The sequence below is a fragment of the Marinobacter sp. genome, assembly GCF_033722735.1.
In the GTDB taxonomy this organism is placed as follows: Bacteria; Pseudomonadota; Gammaproteobacteria; order Pseudomonadales; family Oleiphilaceae; genus Marinobacter.
The window spans coordinates 110,604-127,349 of the sequence record NZ_JAWVYN010000004.1 but is presented as its reverse complement, the minus strand read 5'-3'; the positions used below and the strand labels follow the sequence as shown (position 1 = coordinate 127,349).

The following is a 16,746-nucleotide window of genomic DNA, read 5'->3' as shown; positions in this document are numbered from 1 at the left end:
CCCGTCAGGCCTTTCGCACGGAAACGAAACGCAGGCTCAGCGAATTGGACATCCAACACGTGCTCGCCGGGTTCGCCATGCTGCCTGCCTTCGACGATGCCGCGCTGGCTCGGGTTTCCGTGCACGCCTGGGACTGTCATGGTGCCAAGCGGGCCGGTGCGCGCGCCTTGAAGGCAAGCGCGGTGGCGTATTGCTGCCCGCTGACGTCACCGGCGACAACCTTGTCGAGCTGGCGGCTGGTTTCACCATTACCCCGTTTGTGTTACGGCTGGCTCGGGAAGTGTCGGGGCGCCCCGGCTTAAGGCGCAGTCATGTTGTCGGAATTCGCTGGGGGACATTCCGTGCCATCGTTTGAACGCTCGGCGAAAATTCGCACTGTCGTGGTAGCCCAACAACGAGGCAATGGCCTCGACGGAGAGCTGTCCGTCGCGAAGATGCCTTTGGGCCTGCCAGGACCGAATTTCATCGCGGATCTGCCTGAAGCTGGTGCCCTCCGCTTTGAGATGTCGCGCCAAGGTACGCTTGCTAATGAACAAGGCTGAGGCCGCACTGTCCTCCGTCAGGCTTACTGTGGGCTGCGTCAGCAGCATGGTTTCAATCCGCCGACGGTAACTGTCTGGATGCGTCTGCAAGTTCGCCAGAATGGCTTCGCACTGTGCACGGGCCAAGACGTAGCTTTCATGATTGGCCGACGCATTGGGAATCTGGCACAGCCCTATGGGCAGCCTTACATAGGTTTCTGGGCTGGAGAAGCTAACGGGGCCCGGCAAATGTTCGCGATAACTCGCCCCGCCACCGGGATCAGGGTGCGCGAAATAAGTTTCGGCTTCGCTGGCCGGCCGACCAATGATGAACTGTGCTGTGGCAAAGAACGTCATCACGCAGATCTCGGCAAGGCACCGGCTAACATCTGCCGGCATCTCGACGTCGAAAAAGAAGCGCAGCAACAGATGCTCTCCTTGCTCCTCAAGCGCCAGGCGCACGAAACTCATCCGTGTCGGCACGAACGCGTGAACGGCTTGCAAGGCTTCCAGCAGATTTTGACTAGTGCTGACCAGATAGCCCACTGGACCATGGGCGGCGGGCGTCAGTCGGCGACCAAGTCGTAAGCCAAAATCAACCGCGGTGTTAAGTCGCAGGGCGTTGGCAAGAATCTGAATTTGCTGACGGGGTGTCAGCCGGGTGTCCTCACTCAGCAGATCGTCGACGCTCAGCGACGTTGATACCAGCAATTTGGGCAGGTGGGGGGTGTGCAGGCCCAGTTCCTGAGCCACGAGCCGCGAGTAGCTGGCCGGGATGCTGGCTTCAGTCAGACGGCTCTCGTGTGTCACCTGATATTCACCTTCGCGCTCGCTCTAAGTCGCTTGATTGTCTTGAAATGACCCCCTGATGTCAATTGATGACCTGTTGGAGCAGCCGTCAAGCTGACAACTTAAGGGTCATGAATACCTGTGGCCATCCTGGTCTCAGGCTAGCGACCAAGCAGGCGAGGAGGATGCCATGGGAAACATTACCTTTATCGAACACGACGGTACGCTGCATGACGTTGAACTCGAGGCTGATAAGTCACTAATGCAACATGCGGTAGACAACCTCGTCCCCGGTATTGATGCCGACTGTGGCGGTGGCTGTGCCTGCGGGACTTGTCATGTGATCGTGGACGATGGCTGGTATGCCAAGACTGGTGCCATTAACTGTGACGAACAGCAGATGCTGGACATGACCCCCGAAGGTGCGGCCACTTCACGTCTGGCCTGTCAGATTCAGGTGACCGAGGCCATGGATGGTCTAGTCGTGCGTCTGCCTGAATTTCAAATGTAATCGGAGGTGGTCATGAGTCTTGTCCGTTATGTCATGAACCAAAGCGCCGCGCTGGTGCCGATGCATCTGCAGATCAAGGCGTCACACCGCATTCACAAAGGACTGGATAAAGCCGGCCTCACGCGCAAACAGCCGAGTTTTGCGGAAACCGAATTGCCGGATGTGTCCACACTCAGGATCGAAGATATCGACGTCAGCAATCCATTTTTATGGCGCCAGGGCTTGTGGGGCTCCTATTTCAAGCGCCTGCGCGATGAACGGCCGGTCCATTTTCAGAAACGCAGCGCCTTCGGTCCCTTCTGGTCAATTACCCGCTTTGAGGACATTCTCTTCGTCGACAAGCATCACGAGCTTTTTTCCGCCGAGCCGCAGATTTTCCTGGGTGATCCGCCGCCAGGACTGCCGGGCGAAACTTTTATCGCCATGGACCCGCCCAAACACGACAAACAGCGCAAAGCGGTACAGGGCGTGGTCGCACCGCAGAACCTGAAGGAAATGGAAGGATTGATCCGGCAACGCACGCAAGAGGTGCTGGATCACCTGCCCATCGACCAGCCATTTGACTGGGTCGACAAAGTCTCCATTGAACTCACGGCGCGGATGCTGGCCACGCTGTTTGACTTTCCCTACGAGGACCGACGCAAGCTGGTCGCCTGGTCGGACGCGGCAGCCGCCAGCCCGGAAACCACGGGCGGCCTGGTAGAGCGCGATGAATGGTTTGCCGCCGCCTCGGAAGCGGCCAAGGCCTTCTCGGCGCTCTGGCACGATAAAGCAGCCAGGCTGGCCGCGGGTGAAGCGCCGGGGTTTGATCTGATCAGTCTGATGCAGACCAATGACGACACCAAGGACATGATCCACCGGCCGATGGAATTCATCGGCAACATGGCGTTGTTGATCGTGGGCGGCAACGACACCACCCGCAATTCCATGACTGGCGGGGTGCTGGCGCTGAACCGATTCCCCGATGAGTTCGACAAGCTCAAAGCCAGCCCCGACCTGATTCCCAACATGGTGTCGGAAATAATCCGCTGGCAAACCCCTCTGGCCTATATGCGACGAATCGCCAAACAGGATGTTGAGCTGAACGGCCAGACCGTTCGCAAGGGCGACAAGGTGGTGATGTGGTACGCCTCCGGCAATCGCGACGAGCGGGCGATTGCAAACCCGGATGCGTTCATCATCGATCGCAAAGGGGCACGCAACCATCTCTCTTTTGGTTTTGGCATCCATCGCTGCATGGGCAATCGTCTCGCAGAGTTGCAGCTCAAAATTCTGTGGGAAGAGTTGCTGACACGTTTCGATACGATCGAGATTCAGGGTGAGCCAGAGTACGTCCAATCCAACTTCGTGCGCGGTTACTCGCGGATGATAGTGAAGCTGGGCAGGAAAGCCTGAGCTGGTTTGCGGGTGGCAACAAATTGCTGGTAGAGCCCCCAGGAGGGGGCTGCCCATCACGTCTAAATCCCGATTCCCTAAACCCTAAACGTCTTCCCAACCCGCGACGGGTTATCCCTTTCCAGGAAATCGCAGATCTCATTGCCCACCGCCGCCAGGGCTTCCAGGTCGATGCCAGTGTCGAATCCTTCGCCGTCGAGCAGGTACAGCACATCTTCGGTGGCGACGTTGCCGGTGGCGCCGTTGGCGTAGGGGCAGCCGCCGAGGCCGGCGACGGCGCTGTCGAAGATGCGGACGCCGCGTTCCAGGGAGGCGTAGATGTTGGCCACCGCCTGGCCGCGGGTGTCGTGGCAGTGCAGGGCCAGTTTCTCCACCGGTAGCAACGGCAGCACGGCATCCAGCAGGGCGTGGATTTCCTTCGGGCGGGCAACGCCGATGGTGTCGCCCAGGGAGATCTCGTCGGCGCCCAGTGCCAGCAACTGTTCCACCACCGGGGCCACCTGCGACGGCTTGATGGCGCCCTCGTAGGGGCAGCCCACCACGCAGGACACGTAGGCCCGCAGGCGTTTGCCCGCGGCCTTGGTGCCTTCGGCCACTGGGCGAAAGCGTTCGATGCTCTCGGCGATGGAGCAGTTGATATTGCGCTGGGTGAAGCTTTCCGAGGCGGCGGTGAACACCGCGCAGACATCGGCGTCCGCCGCCAGGGCGCCGTCCAGGCCTTTCTGGTTGGGGGTCAGCACTTCGATGGACAGCCCAGGCCGACGCTCGATGGCGGCAATGACCTGATCGGTGTTGGCCATCTGCGGCACCCACTTGGGCGACACGAAGCTGCCGGCCTCGATGCGGTTCAGGCCGGTGCGGGCCAGGGCGTTGAACCAGCGGGCGCGGACGTCCGCCGGCACCGGGGTGGCCTCGTTCTGCAGGCCGTCCCGCAGGCCCATTTCCACCAGGGTGACGAACTCCCGACTCATTCCGCCACCTCCGCCTCGAACTCAATCAGCACCTGGCCGGAGCCCACGTTGTCACCTTCGGCGCAGTGAATGGCGGCCACCGTGCCTTTGACGGGGGCTCGCAAGGTGTGTTCCATCTTCATGGCTTCCAGCGCCACCAGGGCGGTGCCGGCGTCCACGGCGTCTCCGGCCTGGCAGGTGAGGGCGGTGATGCGGCCGTGCATCGGGGCCTTCAGTTGGCCATCACCGGCGGCATCGGCAGCCTGTTCCTCGGGATGGTTGACCAGCGCCTCCCAGTGCGCGGCGTTGGCGAAGACGCCCAGGCGCTCACCGTGGGCCGCCCAGCCGAGCTTGACCGTCTGGCCGTTGAGGCGCACCAGCAGCCCCTTGCCATCGGTGGCCCCCGGGTCCGGTTGCCATTTGAGGGTGACGGTCTGGTCTTCGGCGTCCAGCTTGATGCGCCCTTGTCCGGCGGCATCGACCCAATAGTGCAGGGTGTCGTCCTCATGGCCGATGCGCAGTTCGCAGCGCTGGCCGCCCGGGCCGCCGATGCGGAAGCTGTCACCCGCCCCCCATGGCGAGATTGAATCGGCGGGCAGCTCGGCGGCGGTGGCCTGGTACCAGGCCAGCCAGCTCAGGGCCATCTGCTCCCGGTGGCTGAAGGGGTGCTTCCCCAGGCTCTCAGCCTGCTGCTCGATGAAGTGGGTGGTCAGCCGGGCCTTGACGAACTCCGGGTGCTCGAGGATGCGGCAGACGTAATCGATGTTCAGGGTCACCCCCAGGGCGCGGTAGTGCGCCAGGGCGTTGACCAGCCGCTGGCGGGCCTCGTCACGGGTGTGGCCATAGGCAATCACCTTGGCCAGCATGGGGTCGTACCAGGGGGTAATCTCCTGGCCCTGGCGGACACCGGAATCCACCCGTATACCGGGCAGGCCATCCGGCTCGCTCAGGCTGAACAGGGTGCCGGTAACCGGCAGGAAGTCGTTGTCCGGATCTTCTGCGTAGACCCGGGCTTCCATGGCGTGGCCGCTGTAGTGCAGGGACTCCTGGGTCCAGGGCAGGGATTCCCCCTGGGCCACCTTCAGCTGCCACTCCACCAGGTCGAGACCGGTGATCAGTTCGGTGACCGGGTGCTCGACCTGCAGGCGGGTGTTCATTTCCATGAAGTAGAAGCCCGCCCCCGGCTCGTAGAGGAACTCCACGGTGCCGGCGCCGACGTAGCCGATGGCCTCGCCGCAGCGCACAGCGGCTTCGCCCATCTCCTTTCGGACCTCGTCCGGGATGTTGGGGGCCGGGGCCTCCTCGATGATCTTCTGGTGACGACGCTGCACCGAGCAGTCCCGGTCAAACAGGTAGCGGCCGTTGCCCTGCTTGTCGAACATCACCTGCACCTCCACGTGGCGCGGGTTCTCCAGGTAGCGCTCGATCAGCAGGTGCGGGTCGCCGAAGCTGGAGCTGGCCTCCCGCTGGGCGGCGGCGACGGCGTCGTCCACCTCGGCCAGGCTGCGGACCACCCGCATGCCCTTGCCACCGCCACCGGCGCTGGCCTTGATCAACAAGGGGAAGCCGGTTTTCTCCGCTTCCTGGCGGAACCTGTCGGCGCTCTGGTCGTCGCCGTGGTAGCCGGGCACCAGTGGCACACCGGCCCGCTCCATCAGGGCCTTGGCGGCGCTCTTGGAGCCCATGGCAGCGATCGAGGAGGCTGGCGGGCCAACGAAATGGATGCCTTCGGCCTCGCAGCGCTCCGCCAGGTCGGTGTTTTCGGACAGGAAGCCGTAGCCGGGATGGATGGCGTTGGTGCCGGTCTGGCGGGCGGCATCCAGGATGTGGTCCACCTTCAGGTAGCTCTCGGCGGCTGCGGCGGGGCCGATGCAGACGGCTTCATCGGCCTGGCCCACAAAGGGCGCCCCGGCGTCGGCCTCGGAGTACACGGCCACGCAGCGGATGCCCATGGCCTGGGCGGTCTTCATGATCCGCAGGGCGATTTCCCCCCGGTTGGCCACCAGCAGGGTATGGATTGGGTTCATCATCATCGGGTTACTCCTGAATCCAGCTCGGCGACCGCTTTTCCAGGAAGGCGTTGAGCCCTTCCTGGCCTTCTTCGCTGGTGCGCAGGTGGGCGATCAGGTCCGCGGTGTAGCGGATCAGTTCTTCATCCGGCTGGTTGTGGCCGGTACGGGCAATCAGTTCCTTGCAGGCACCGAGCGCCTGGGGGCTGTTCTTCAGCAGCCGTTCCACCAGCCGGTCGACGGTGGCATCCAGGGACTCGCCGGGCACGATCTCATGCACCAGGCCCAGTTCGGCGGCGCGATTGGCGGAGATCTCCTCGGTGGTGAGGAAGTAGCGCCGGGCCTGGCGGGCGCCGATCACCCGGATCACGTAGGGGCCGATGGCGGCGGGGGCCAGGCCCAGTCGCGCCTCACTGAGGCAGAAGCGGGCGTCGTCGGTGGCAATGGCCATGTCGCAGGCACTCACCAGCCCCACCGCGCCACCAAAGGCGGCGCCCTGCACCCGCGCGATGGTGGGCTTGGACGACAGGTCGATGGCCTTGAGCATGCCGGCCAGGGCCCGGGCATCCTCCCGGTTCTCTTCCGCGCTGAGGGTGGCGGTGTGCTTCATCCAGTTGAGGTCGGCCCCGGCGGAGAAGTGCTTGCCGTCTCCGGCCAGCACGATCACCCGGCAGGCCGGATCGTCCGAGGCCCGTTTCACCGCCTCGGTGAGGGCGTGGATGATGTCGGCGTCGAAGGCGTTGCGCTTGTCCGGCCGGTTCAGGGTGATGCGGGTCACGCCCCGGGCATCGGTGTCGTAACGTACGGCGTTCTCAGTCATCTCAGCCTCCATCACATTCTGAAGATGCCGAAGCGGGTGTCTTCGGGCGGTGCATTGAGGGCGGCGGACAGGCTCAGGCCCAGTACCCGGCGGGTATCGGCCGGATCGATGATGCCATCGTCCCACAGCCGCGCGCTGGCGTAGTAGGGACTGGACTGGCGCTCGAACTGGTCGATCACCGGCTGCTTGAAGGCTTGCTCGTCTTCCTCGGACCAGGTCTCGCCCCGGCGCTCGATGCCGGCGCGCTTGACGTCCGCCAGTACGCCGGCAGCCTGCTCGCCGCCCATCACCGCGATGCGGGCATTGGGCCACATGAACATGAAGCGGGGCTTGTAGGCGCGGCCGCACATGCCGTAGTTGCCGGCACCGAAGCTGCCACCGATGACCACGGTGAGCTTGGGCACCCGGGCGCAGGCCACGGCGGTCACCATCTTGGCGCCGTGCTTGGCGATGCCCTCGTGCTCGGCGTCCTTGCCCACCATGAAGCCGGTGATGTTCTGCAGGAAGATCAGCGGAATGCCCCGCTGGCTGCACAGCTCGATGAAGTGGGCGCCTTTCTGGGCGGATTCGGAGAACAGGATGCCGTTGTTGGCGACGATGCCCACCGGCATGCCGTACAGGTGGCCGAAACCGCAGATCAGGGTCTTGCCGTAGTTGGCCTTGAACTCGTCAAACTCGGAGCCGTCCACCAGCCGGGCGATCACTTCCTTGACGTCGTAGGGCGTGCGCAGGTCGCTGGGGATCAGGCCGTACAGGTCCTCGGCCGGGTACAGCGGTTCCACCGGCTGCCGCAGGGCCATGTGGTCCGGGCGCTTGTAGTTGAGGTTGGCGATGCAGCGACGGGCCCGCTCCAGGGCCTCGGCCTCGGTGCTGGCGTAGTGGTCCGCCACCCCGGAGATGCCGGTGTGGACGTCGGCGCCCCCCAGTTCCTCGGCGCTGACGGTCTCGCCAGTGGCGGCCTTCACCAGCGGCGGGCCGGCCAGGAAGATGGAACTCTGCTCCTTGACCATGATGCTCTCGTCCGCCATGGCGGGCACGTAGGCGCCGCCGGCGGTGCACAGGCCCAGCACCACCGCGATCTGGGCGATGCCCTTGGCGGACATGTTGGCCTGGCGGTAGAAGATGTGGCCGAAGTGCTCGGCGTCCGGGAACACCTCGTCCTGCTGGGGCAGGTTGGCGCCACCGGAATCCACCAGATAGATGCAGGGCAGGTGATTCTCTTCGGCGATGGTCTGGGCGCGGATGTGCTTCTTCACCGTCAGCGGGTAGTAGGTGCCGCCCTTCACGGTGGAGTCGTTGGCCACGATCATGCACTCGACGCCGTGGACCCGGCCGATGCCGGCGACCACGCCGGCAGAGGGCACGTGGTCGTCGTAGACGCCTTCCGCGGCGAAGGTGCCGATCTCCAGGAACGGCGAACCGGGGTCCAGGATCCGCTGGATACGGTCCCGCGGCAGCAGTTTGCCGCGGTCGGTGTGACGCTTCTGGGCCTTCTCACCACCGCCCTGGGCGATGACATCGAAGCGGGTGCGAAGCTCGTCCACCAGCCCCAGCATGTGCTCGCGGCGCTGGCGGAACTCCTCGGAGTTGGGTTGAACCTGGGTATGGAGAATTGCCATGTTAAAACGCCTCAACCCTCAACGGGATTCCTTGAACAGTTCGCGGCCGATCAGCATGCGGCGGATTTCCTGGGTGCCGGCGCCGATCTCGTAGAGCTTGGCGTCCCGCAGCAGGCGGCCGGTGGCGAACTCGTTGATGTAGCCGTTACCGCCGAGGATCTGGATCGCTTCCAGGGCCATCTTGGTGGCGCGCTCGGAGGTGTAGAGGATGGCGCCGGCGGCGTCCTTGCGGGTGGTCTCACCACGGTCGCAGGCCTGGGCCACGGCGTAGAGGTAGGAACGGGAGGCGGCCAGTTCGGTGTACATGTCCGCCAGCTTGCCCTGGATCAGCTGGAACTCGCCGATGGGCTGGTCGAACTGCTTGCGCTCGTGAACGTAGGGCACCACGATGTCCAGGCAGGCCTGCATGATGCCGACGGGTCCACCGGACAGCACCACCCGCTCGTAGTCGAGGCCGGACATCAGCACCTTCACGCCCTGGTTCTCGCCGCCCAGCACGTTCTCTTCCGGAATCTCCACGTCTTCAAAGATCAGTTCACAGGTGTTGGAGCCGCGCATGCCCAGCTTGTCCAGCTTGGGTCCGCGGGAAAAGCCGGCCCAGTCCCGCTCGACGATGAACGCGGTGATGCCGTGGGGGCCCTTGTTGACGTCGGTCTTGGCGTAGATCACGTAGGTGTTGGCGTCGGGGCCGTTGGTGATCCACATCTTGCTGCCGTTGAGAATGTAGCGGTCGCCCTTCTTGTCGGCCCGCAGCTTCATGCTCACCACGTCGGAGCCGGCGTTGGGCTCGCTCATGGCGAGGGCCCCGATGTGCTCGCCGGTCACCAGCTTGGGCAGGTACTTGGCCTTCTGCTCGGCGGTGCCGTTGCGGTGGATCTGGTTAACGCACAGGTTGGAGTGGGCACCGTAGCTCAGGCCGATGCTGGCGGAGGCGCGGCTGATTTCTTCCATGGCAATCACGTGGGCCAGGTAGCCCATGTTGCTGCCGCCATACTCCTCGCTCACGGTCATGCCCAGCAGGCCCATCTCGCCCAGGCGCGGCCACAGCTCGTTGGGGAACTGGTTGTCCTTGTCGGTCTTCTCCGCCAGCGGCGCGATCTGGTCGGCGGCAAACTGGTTGACCTGGTCCCGCAGCATGTCGGTGGTTTCGCCCAGGGCAAAGTTCAGGGAGGTGTATTGGCTTTTCATCTGTGTGCTCCGTTTACCGCCCCAAGGGCGGGAATCTTGTTTTGTGGTTACAGGTTGAGTTCTTCGATGCTGATCTCGCGCATCTTGAACTTCTGGATCTTGCCGGTGACGGTCATCGGGAACTCGTCCACCAGGCGGAAATACTTCGGCACCTTGAAGTGGGCGATGTTGGCCTTGCAGAAGTCCCGCAGGTCGTCCTCGTTGGCCTGCTGGCCTTCCACCAGCTTCACCCAGGCCATCACTTCCTCGCCGAACTTCTCGTCCGGCACGCCAATCACCTGGGCGTCGGAGACGGCGGGGTGGGTGTAGAGGAACTCCTCGATCTCCCGCGGGTAGATGTTCTCGCCGCCGCGAATGATCATGTCCTTGATGCGGCCGACAATGGCGACGTAGCCCTCGTCGTCCAAGGTGGCCAGGTCCCCGGTGTGCATCCAGCGGGTAGCGTCGATGGCCTTGGCGGTGGCCTCGTCGTTGTTCCAGTAGCCCAGCATCACGCTGTAGCCGCGGGTGCACAGTTCGCCTTTCTCGCCCCGGGGCACGATGGCGCCGGTGGCCGGGTCGACGATCTTCACCTCCAGGTGGGCGTGGATGGTGCCCACGGTGGTCACCCGCTTCTCCAGTGGTGCGGTGGGCTCGGTCTGCAGGCTCACCGGGCTGGTCTCGGTCATGCCGTAGCAGATGGTGACGTCGGTCATGTGCATCTTGTCGATGACCTGCTTCATCACTTCCACCGGGCAGTTGGAGCCGGCCATGATGCCGGTGCGCAGGGTGGACAGGTCGAAGCTGGTAAAGTCCGGGTGCTCCAGCTCGGCGATGAACATGGTGGGCACGCCATAGAGGGCGGTGGCCTTCTCGCGGACGACCGCCTCCAGGGTGGCCTCCGGCTCGAAGCCTGCGGATGGGTAGATCATCGCGGCCCCGTGGGTGATGCAGCCCAGATTGCCCATCACCATGCCGAAGCAGTGGTACAGCGGAACGGGAATGACCAGCCGGTCCCGTTCGGTGAAGTTCATCCGCCGCGCCACAAACAGCCCGTTATTGAGGATGTTGTGGTGGGACAGGGTGGCGCCCTTGGGCGCGCCGGTGGTGCCGGAGGTGTACTGGATGTTGATCGGATCGTCGAACTGCAGGCCCTGCTGGCGGGCCTGGTAATCGGCCTCGCTGGTGGCTTCGGCCTTGGCCAGCAGATCGTTCCAGTGCAGCATGCCCGGCGCCTGGTGGCCGGCGTCCAGGCAGATCACGCGCTTCAGCTCCGGCAGCTTGTCGCTGTTCAGTTCGCCATCCAGTTTCGATTTCAACTCGGGGGCCAGCTCACAGGTCATCGCCACATAGTCGGAGGTCTTGAACTGCCCCTGCAGGATCAGCGTGGAAGTGCCGGAGTGCTTGAGGGCATACTCCACTTCGTGCAGGCGGTAGCTGGGGTTGATGTTGACCAGGATGGCGCCGATCTTGGCGGTGGCGAACTGGGTGATGCACCACTCGGCGCAGTTGGGGGACCAGATGCCCACCCGGTCGCCCTTGGCCACGCCCAGGGCCATCAGGGCCTTGGCGCACTGGTCCACGGCCGCCTGTAGCTCGTGGTAGCTGTAACGCAGGTCCTGGTGATGGACGATGAGGGCGTCGCTGTCGGGCACCCGCTCGACGGTCTGGTCAAAGGCCTCGCCGATGGTCATCCCCAGCAGGGGCGTTTCGCTGATACCGCTGATGTAGCTGTGCTGTGTTGCCATAACCCACCTATTGTCTTGTGCTTGTGTTGGTAAGTTGGAACTGCCTGCCGTCGTTGCTGGCTGATTATTGTGGTTGCTGTCTCTGTGTCGCTCAGGACTCCAGCTCGCGCAGCGCCTCCAGGCACCGCTCTTCCGCCGCGTCCAGCTCGTTCTGCATGACCTGGATATCCGCCAGTTGCTGCTCCAGCGCCGCCCGGCTCTGCTGGATCTTGCTGCGCAGGGCATGCAGCTGCTTGGCGTTGTCCGAGGTCGGGTCGTACATCTCGATCAACTCCCGGGATTCCGCCAGGCTGAACCCCAACCGCTTGCCCCGCAGGATCAGCTTGAGCTTCACCCGGTCTTCGTCGTTGTAGATCCGGGTCTGACCGTTACGCTCCGGCTCCAGCATGCCCGCCTCCTCGTAAAACCGGATGGTGCGGGTGGTGATGTCGAACTCCCTGGCGAGGTCGCTGATGGAGTAGGTGCGGTGCTTGGCCATATCGTTCATGGGTGGTTGCTCAAGTTGACGTTAACGTAAAGGTAACTCTGTGGTGCTCAGAGCGTCAATAACTTTTGTCTACGGATTAATCAAAAGTCGTAAGGGGGCGCTGGGCCGGGGCCGCTGCCCTGGTAAAGGCGCGCCCCCTAAAACAGCGTGCCCTTGATGGTCAGCCAGGCGGTTGGGGATTCCAGAGAGGGGGTGCCTTCATCATCCTTTGGTTGGTTCGGGTAGGTGGTCATGGGCTGCGGGTTGTCGCTGTCCAGCAGGTTCTTGCCCACCAGCCTGAGTTGCCAGTTGGGAGATATCTGCCAGTTCAGGGCCAGGTTCAGAACGTGGTTGCCGTCGTTTCGGTCGCCACTGCGCGCGTACCAGTGATAGTCATAGCGCCAGGTGGCGGTGGCACTGAGGACATTTTCCAGGATCGGGAATCCCACCTGGAGCCGGCTGACGTTCGGGGGAAAGGTCTGAATATGCTTGTTGCCGGTCACGTACAGGCTGCCTTCGAAATCCTCCGCACTGACGAGGTTGACCAGGGAATGGCTCAAGGTCATGAAGTAGTCATTGTGATACCAGTTGAGGGTGGCCTCGAGGCCGTTCATGTCGATGGAGCCCGGATTGTTCTTGTAGAACCAGTAGCCACACCAGTCTCCCGGCACGTCGGTCCCGATGTCCGGCAGGTTGCAATCCGGATTGAAAAAGGCGCTCAGGTCGATCACGTGACGAATCCGGTTGTAGAAAACCACCAGGTTCCCCCGCCACTGCGGATTGAACTGGTAATCCACTTCCAGTTCCAGGCTTTGCATCTCCTCGGGTTCGACCTCATCGAGGTTCTGCGCCAGGGTGCCGTCATCCAGCTCCACCATGGCTGCTTCAATCCTGTCGAAATTCTTCTCTTCCAGAAAGCCATCGCGGCGATGACCGCCGCTGTAGTGAAGACCGACCGGACCGCGAAACCCGGTGCTGTAGCTGAGTCGCCAGTTGAGGTTGTCGCTTTGACGGTACAGCCCGCCGAGCCGGGGGGAGATATTGGAACCCCAGTGCGGGTGTTCGGTAAGACGTGCGGCGGCGAAGAGTGTCACCTGATCGTTCAGCTCGTAAAAGTCCTCGATGAACAGACCGTGGCTCAGCGTGGTATCCGGATACACACAGGTGAACTGTTGATTGGCGTCTGGCAACTGGGCCAGATTCTCGGGGGTGAGACTGGTGACCAGATAGTTGGCACCTTTGTAGTTGCGTTTACCCGATTCGAAGTAACGGGCGTCATAGCCAAATGCCAAGCGATTGCCGGGGGTTAGCCAGTCGTCGATATTGAACGTCAGGCTGACATCGTAGCGGTCCTCCCGCGTGCCGCCTGTGGTGATGCCGTCCACGGAGGCCAGGGTAAAGTCGTCCCGGGCATAGCCCAGACGGGTCTTGAGGGTTGTCCTCGAAGTGATGTCCATAAGGTGGCTCAGCGACAGGTTCAGCAACCGTTCGCCATAGACGTTGCGATCCGTATCGAACTCAAATAGGTCCCGGGTCTGATCGGCAAACAGCAGGTCGATGCCAAAGCCGGTGGCTTCACTTTGGGCATTGGCAATCACCAGCTGGTTTTCGCTGCGAAACAGGTGATTGCGGTCGGCGATGATCACATCGGGGTTGCCGCGGAACTCGCGAAGCCCGACACCTTCCGGCCTCAGTTCCTGGCCATCGTAGGAGCGTCTCGAAGCGTACACATAGCTCGTGAAGGTGTCCTGTCGGGCGATCTGCTCCGCCGCTATGCCGGTATAGGCATCCAGCCCCGCCGCCAGTTCAATACTGGTTTGCAGGTCACTGTTCCCCGTCGGGGACTGGCGGGTAACAATATTGATCACCCCCAACAGCGCCCCCTGTCCGTATTTGACCGAGCCGGGCCCCCGGATGACCTCGACGTGCTTGATGGCGCCCATGTCCAGGCTGTTGAGTAGCACATCCGGCGCGCCCCAGAACCACTCGATATTGAGGTTTCGCCCGTTGAGCAGCAGCAGGATCTTGGCGTTGTTGTCAGAGGCCAGGCCACGAAAGCCGGCGATGGCGTCATCCTGGTCGCCCACCATGAAGTAGCCGGGCACCAGCATGGACAACGCTTCTGAGAGGGTCCGGCCGCCACTCTCCTGAAGCTGTTTGCCACTGACGACGGAGACCGTGGCGGGCTGCAGGTGGCGTTGCGTGGCGACGTTCGAGGCAACCTCCACTGGGATCTCCAGCAGTTCCTTTAACGAGAAGCTATCGATGCTGCGCCCGTCGGCTAGGACAGATTGCAGTCCGCCTGAAAATGCCAGGCCGGTTGAAAGCAGCCAGATAAATCCCTTGAATACAGCCCTAAGGTTTGAGGCGGTATCCGGGAAGCGTCCGCTGCCTGAGGATAGGGGAGAGGAAAGTGGCAAAGTCGCATGATGCTGCCGCTTTGCGCACTCACGAGTGGGCATTTCAGTGCGCTCTGATGCATTCGGTTTGGTTGATTTGATTAAATTGTAGACGATACTCTGCTGGGTTGCCCATGCTCAGATGCTGCCAGCAACTGCGAATGCGGATATCCCTCATTATTCTGCCCTCCGGTTTCGCTACACTCTTCGCTGTCCTTAATCGACCGGAGTCCCCATGGCCGCCGCACTGGCTTTGCTGTACAAGATGCTGCCCCTCTACCTCACGGTGGCGCTGGGCTGGATTGCCGGTCGCTATCTGGAGGCGAGCGGTCGCCATATCGCCGGTATCATGCTGTACATCGTCACGCCGTCGGTGGTGTTCTCCGGGGTGATGAGCGCGCCGTTGTCGGCGGAAGTGATCCTGCTGCCGTTGCTGACCTTCAGCTTCAGTACCTGTATTGCGCTGGTTCATCGGGCCCTTGGCAGACGCTGGGTCCAGGACGACAGCCTCAACATCATCCCGTTGTCCACGGGTACCGGGAATACCGGCTACTTCGGGATTCCGGTGGCCCTGCTGCTGTTCGGCCAGGAGGGGCTGGGGCTGTACATTGTCGCCATGCTGGGGACCACCCTGTTCGAGAACTCGGTCGGCTTCTACCTGGCGGCCCGGGGGCGGGAAGGGGTGCGGGAATGCCTGTTGCGGGTGGCCAGATTGCCGTCGGTCTACGCCTTTGCCCTGGCGGTGGCGCTGAACCTTGGCGGCATGAAGATTCCGCTGGTGTTCGAGCCGCTGTTCGACAACCTGCGCGGCGCCTACAGCATCCTCGGTATGATGATCATCGGCATGGGCATCGTCAGCTTCCGGGGGCTGGCCGGCAACTGGCGGTTCACCGGTCTGTCGTTTGTTGGCAAGTTTGTGAGCTGGCCGGTGCTGGCGCTTTCGTTCTGGTGGCTGGACCGCCAGTTCCTGGGGCTGTATGAGGAAGCGGTACACCAGGCGCTGCTGCTGATCTCCATCACGCCCATCGCCGCCAATACGGTGGTGATTGCCACCCTGCTGGACACCGCGCCCAGACAGGCCGCCGGCACGGCCTTGCTGAGCACGCTGTTTGCCCTGGTTTACATTCCCATCATGGTGTCGGTCTTCCTTTAAGTCACGCAGGCCTTGGCCTCGGCGATGTCACTGCGGGCATGACCGACGATGCTCAGGCCGGAGTGGAGCGCCAGCCCTCCCATGATGGCGGCCACCGCCAGATCCGGCCAGGCAGTACCTGTCCCGAACACACCCACCGCCGCCAGCATCACCGCGACGTTACCGAGCGCGTCGTTGCGGCTGCACAGCCAGACTGAACGCATGTTGGCATCGCCGCTGCGGTGGGCAAACAGCAGCAGGGCGACCCCAACGTTCGCCACCAGTGCCAGCGCGCCCACGACGCCCATGGTCAGCGGTTCCGGGGTGGCGCCCGTGTGCAGGTTCCAGCCGGCTTTGCTGAGTACCGCCAGGCCGAAGATCAACATGGTTACGCCCTTGATCAGGGCGGCCCGCCCCCGCCACAGCAGGCCCATCGACAGTACGTACAGCGACAGGATGTAGTTGGCGGAATCGGCAAAGAAATCCACCGCGTCCGCGAGCAGGGCGACGGACCCCGAGGCGAGACTGGCGGCAAACTCCACCAGGAACATGCCCAGATTGACCCAGAGCGCAATCCACAACGCCCGGCGAAAGCGCGGGTCCACCGACTGCGGGCCATGGGTCTCGGAAGCGCAGCACTGACCTGACATAAATAACTCCTTGTTTGGCATTTTCCCCGTTATGGGCAGGGGCGGTGTTGTCGTTAGGGTTATTTAAAAGCCTGTAGCTGCTACAGGGTCAAGCCTCGTTCCAATCGTTTGTCCCTGCCTCAATGAGACCCCGGAACATGGTTGTCCGGGTCCAAGGCGCGTTCGCTCCTGTCGCCCTGTTTCAGGGTGTTGAGGATGCCGCACTCGCTGACCTGGCCTTCGCTGGCGCAGGCGGCGCGCAGGGCCTGCATCTCCTGCTGCAGGGCCTGTAGTTCGGCGATGCGTTGGCGAATATGATCCAGGTGATGTTCCAACAGGTTGTCCACCTCTTGGCAGCCGGCCTCCGGTTGGTTCATCACTCCAATGAGCTGGCGGATCTCCTCCTGGGTCATGTCCAGGTTGCGGCAGCGCTTGATGAATTGGAGGCGACGGACATGTTCCTCGCCATAGCGGCGGTACCCGCTGGCTTCCCGGCCGGGCGCCGGCAGCAGGTCGATCTTCTCGTAATAGCGGATGGTCTCCACCGGCACGCCGGTCTGTTTTGATACCTGGCCGATTTTCATGGCTTGC

14 protein-coding genes are annotated in these 16,746 nt (G+C 62.8%); 3 read left to right on the top strand and 11 right to left on the bottom strand.

What is annotated here, in order from left to right; all coding sequences use genetic code 11:
• Positions 1-248 precede the first annotated feature (248 nt).
• The gene (locus R3175_RS05205) at positions 249-1,331 is read right to left on the bottom strand and encodes an AraC family transcriptional regulator (RefSeq protein ID WP_318942813.1); all 1,083 of its coding nucleotides are present in this window, start codon (positions 1,329-1,331) and stop codon (positions 249-251) included.
• Positions 1,332-1,500: 169 nt separating this feature from the next.
• On the opposite strand from R3175_RS05205, the gene R3175_RS05200 reads away from it, so the two are divergent.
• Together R3175_RS05200 and R3175_RS05195 are read left to right on the top strand one after the other, a co-directional pair.
• Positions 1,501-1,821 (top strand): 2Fe-2S iron-sulfur cluster-binding protein, encoded by a 321-nt coding sequence (locus tag R3175_RS05200; RefSeq protein ID WP_318942812.1) that lies wholly within the window; start codon positions 1,501-1,503, stop codon positions 1,819-1,821.
• A gap of 12 nt (positions 1,822-1,833) precedes the next feature.
• A complete protein-coding gene (locus tag R3175_RS05195) occupies positions 1,834-3,216 on the top strand; it encodes a cytochrome P450 (protein WP_318942811.1) in 1,383 nt (460 codons plus the stop codon).
• 77 nt (positions 3,217-3,293) lie between these two features.
• Here R3175_RS05195 and R3175_RS05190 read toward each other — a convergent pair whose 3' ends face one another.
• The 8 genes from R3175_RS05190 to R3175_RS05155 all read right to left on the bottom strand — a co-directional run bounded on the left by R3175_RS05190 (position 3,294) and on the right by R3175_RS05155 (position 14,223).
• Entirely contained in the window at positions 3,294-4,187 is an 894-nt protein-coding gene (locus tag R3175_RS05190; protein WP_318942810.1) for a hydroxymethylglutaryl-CoA lyase, read from the bottom strand.
• Complete coding sequence (locus R3175_RS05185; protein ID WP_318942809.1) at positions 4,184-6,199, bottom strand: biotin carboxylase N-terminal domain-containing protein; 2,016 nt, start codon at positions 6,197-6,199, stop codon at positions 4,184-4,186. Before R3175_RS05185 ends, R3175_RS05190 begins: the two co-directional genes overlap by 4 nt.
• A 4-nt stretch (positions 6,200-6,203) precedes the next feature.
• A complete protein-coding gene (locus R3175_RS05180; protein ID WP_318942808.1) occupies positions 6,204-6,995 on the bottom strand; it encodes an enoyl-CoA hydratase/isomerase family protein in 792 nt (263 codons plus the stop codon).
• Between the two features lie 11 nt (positions 6,996-7,006).
• Positions 7,007-8,614 (bottom strand): carboxyl transferase domain-containing protein, encoded by a 1,608-nt coding sequence (locus tag R3175_RS05175; RefSeq protein ID WP_318942807.1) that lies wholly within the window; start codon positions 8,612-8,614, stop codon positions 7,007-7,009.
• Between the two features lie 18 nt (positions 8,615-8,632).
• Entirely contained in the window at positions 8,633-9,802 is a 1,170-nt protein-coding gene (locus R3175_RS05170; protein ID WP_318942806.1) for an isovaleryl-CoA dehydrogenase, read from the bottom strand.
• Positions 9,803-9,849: 47 nt separating this feature from the next.
• On the bottom strand, positions 9,850-11,529 hold the full coding sequence (locus tag R3175_RS05165; RefSeq protein ID WP_318942805.1) for an AMP-binding protein: 1,680 nt from the start codon (positions 11,527-11,529) through the stop codon (positions 9,850-9,852).
• A gap of 91 nt (positions 11,530-11,620) precedes the next feature.
• Positions 11,621-12,016: a MerR family DNA-binding transcriptional regulator gene (locus tag R3175_RS05160; protein ID WP_318942804.1), complete on the bottom strand. Its 396-nt coding sequence runs from the start codon at positions 12,014-12,016 to the stop codon at positions 11,621-11,623.
• Positions 12,017-12,153: 137 nt separating this feature from the next.
• A complete protein-coding gene (locus R3175_RS05155; RefSeq protein ID WP_318942803.1) occupies positions 12,154-14,223 on the bottom strand; it encodes a TonB-dependent receptor plug domain-containing protein in 2,070 nt (689 codons plus the stop codon).
• A 406-nt stretch (positions 14,224-14,629) separates the two neighbouring features.
• On the opposite strand from R3175_RS05155, the gene R3175_RS05150 reads away from it, so the two are divergent.
• On the top strand, positions 14,630-15,547 hold the full coding sequence (locus tag R3175_RS05150; RefSeq protein WP_318942802.1) for an AEC family transporter: 918 nt from the start codon (positions 14,630-14,632) through the stop codon (positions 15,545-15,547).
• Here R3175_RS05150 and R3175_RS05145 read toward each other — a convergent pair.
• Both R3175_RS05145 and cadR read right to left on the bottom strand, forming a co-directional pair.
• Positions 15,544-16,176 (bottom strand): cation diffusion facilitator family transporter, encoded by a 633-nt coding sequence (locus tag R3175_RS05145; RefSeq protein WP_318942801.1) that lies wholly within the window; start codon positions 16,174-16,176, stop codon positions 15,544-15,546. The two genes, R3175_RS05150 and R3175_RS05145, sit on opposite strands and share 4 nt — an antisense overlap.
• Before the next feature lie 119 nt (positions 16,177-16,295).
• Positions 16,296-16,739, bottom strand: a complete 444-nt coding sequence (gene cadR, locus R3175_RS05140; RefSeq protein ID WP_318942800.1) for a Cd(II)/Pb(II)-responsive transcriptional regulator — start codon at positions 16,737-16,739, stop codon at positions 16,296-16,298.
• Positions 16,740-16,746 lie beyond the last annotated feature (7 nt).

Coding starts and splice junctions, on each gene's coding strand:
- R3175_RS05145 (WP_318942801.1), bottom strand. CDS start 16,176: ATGTCAGGTCAGTGCTGCGCTTCCGAGACCCATGGCCCGCAGTCGGTG.
- R3175_RS05160 (WP_318942804.1), bottom strand. CDS start 12,016: ATGAACGATATGGCCAAGCACCGCACCTACTCCATCAGCGACCTCGCC.
- R3175_RS05165 (WP_318942805.1), bottom strand. CDS start 11,529: ATGGCAACACAGCACAGCTACATCAGCGGTATCAGCGAAACGCCCCTG.
- R3175_RS05150 (WP_318942802.1), top strand. CDS start 14,630: ATGGCCGCCGCACTGGCTTTGCTGTACAAGATGCTGCCCCTCTACCTC.
- R3175_RS05190 (WP_318942810.1), bottom strand. CDS start 4,187: ATGAGTCGGGAGTTCGTCACCCTGGTGGAAATGGGCCTGCGGGACGGC.
- R3175_RS05170 (WP_318942806.1), bottom strand. CDS start 9,802: ATGAAAAGCCAATACACCTCCCTGAACTTTGCCCTGGGCGAAACCACC.
- R3175_RS05185 (WP_318942809.1), bottom strand. CDS start 6,199: ATGATGATGAACCCAATCCATACCCTGCTGGTGGCCAACCGGGGGGAA.
- R3175_RS05175 (WP_318942807.1), bottom strand. CDS start 8,614: ATGGCAATTCTCCATACCCAGGTTCAACCCAACTCCGAGGAGTTCCGC.
- R3175_RS05195 (WP_318942811.1), top strand. CDS start 1,834: ATGAGTCTTGTCCGTTATGTCATGAACCAAAGCGCCGCGCTGGTGCCG.
- cadR (WP_318942800.1), bottom strand. CDS start 16,739: ATGAAAATCGGCCAGGTATCAAAACAGACCGGCGTGCCGGTGGAGACC.
- R3175_RS05200 (WP_318942812.1), top strand. CDS start 1,501: ATGGGAAACATTACCTTTATCGAACACGACGGTACGCTGCATGACGTT.
- R3175_RS05180 (WP_318942808.1), bottom strand. CDS start 6,995: ATGACTGAGAACGCCGTACGTTACGACACCGATGCCCGGGGCGTGACC.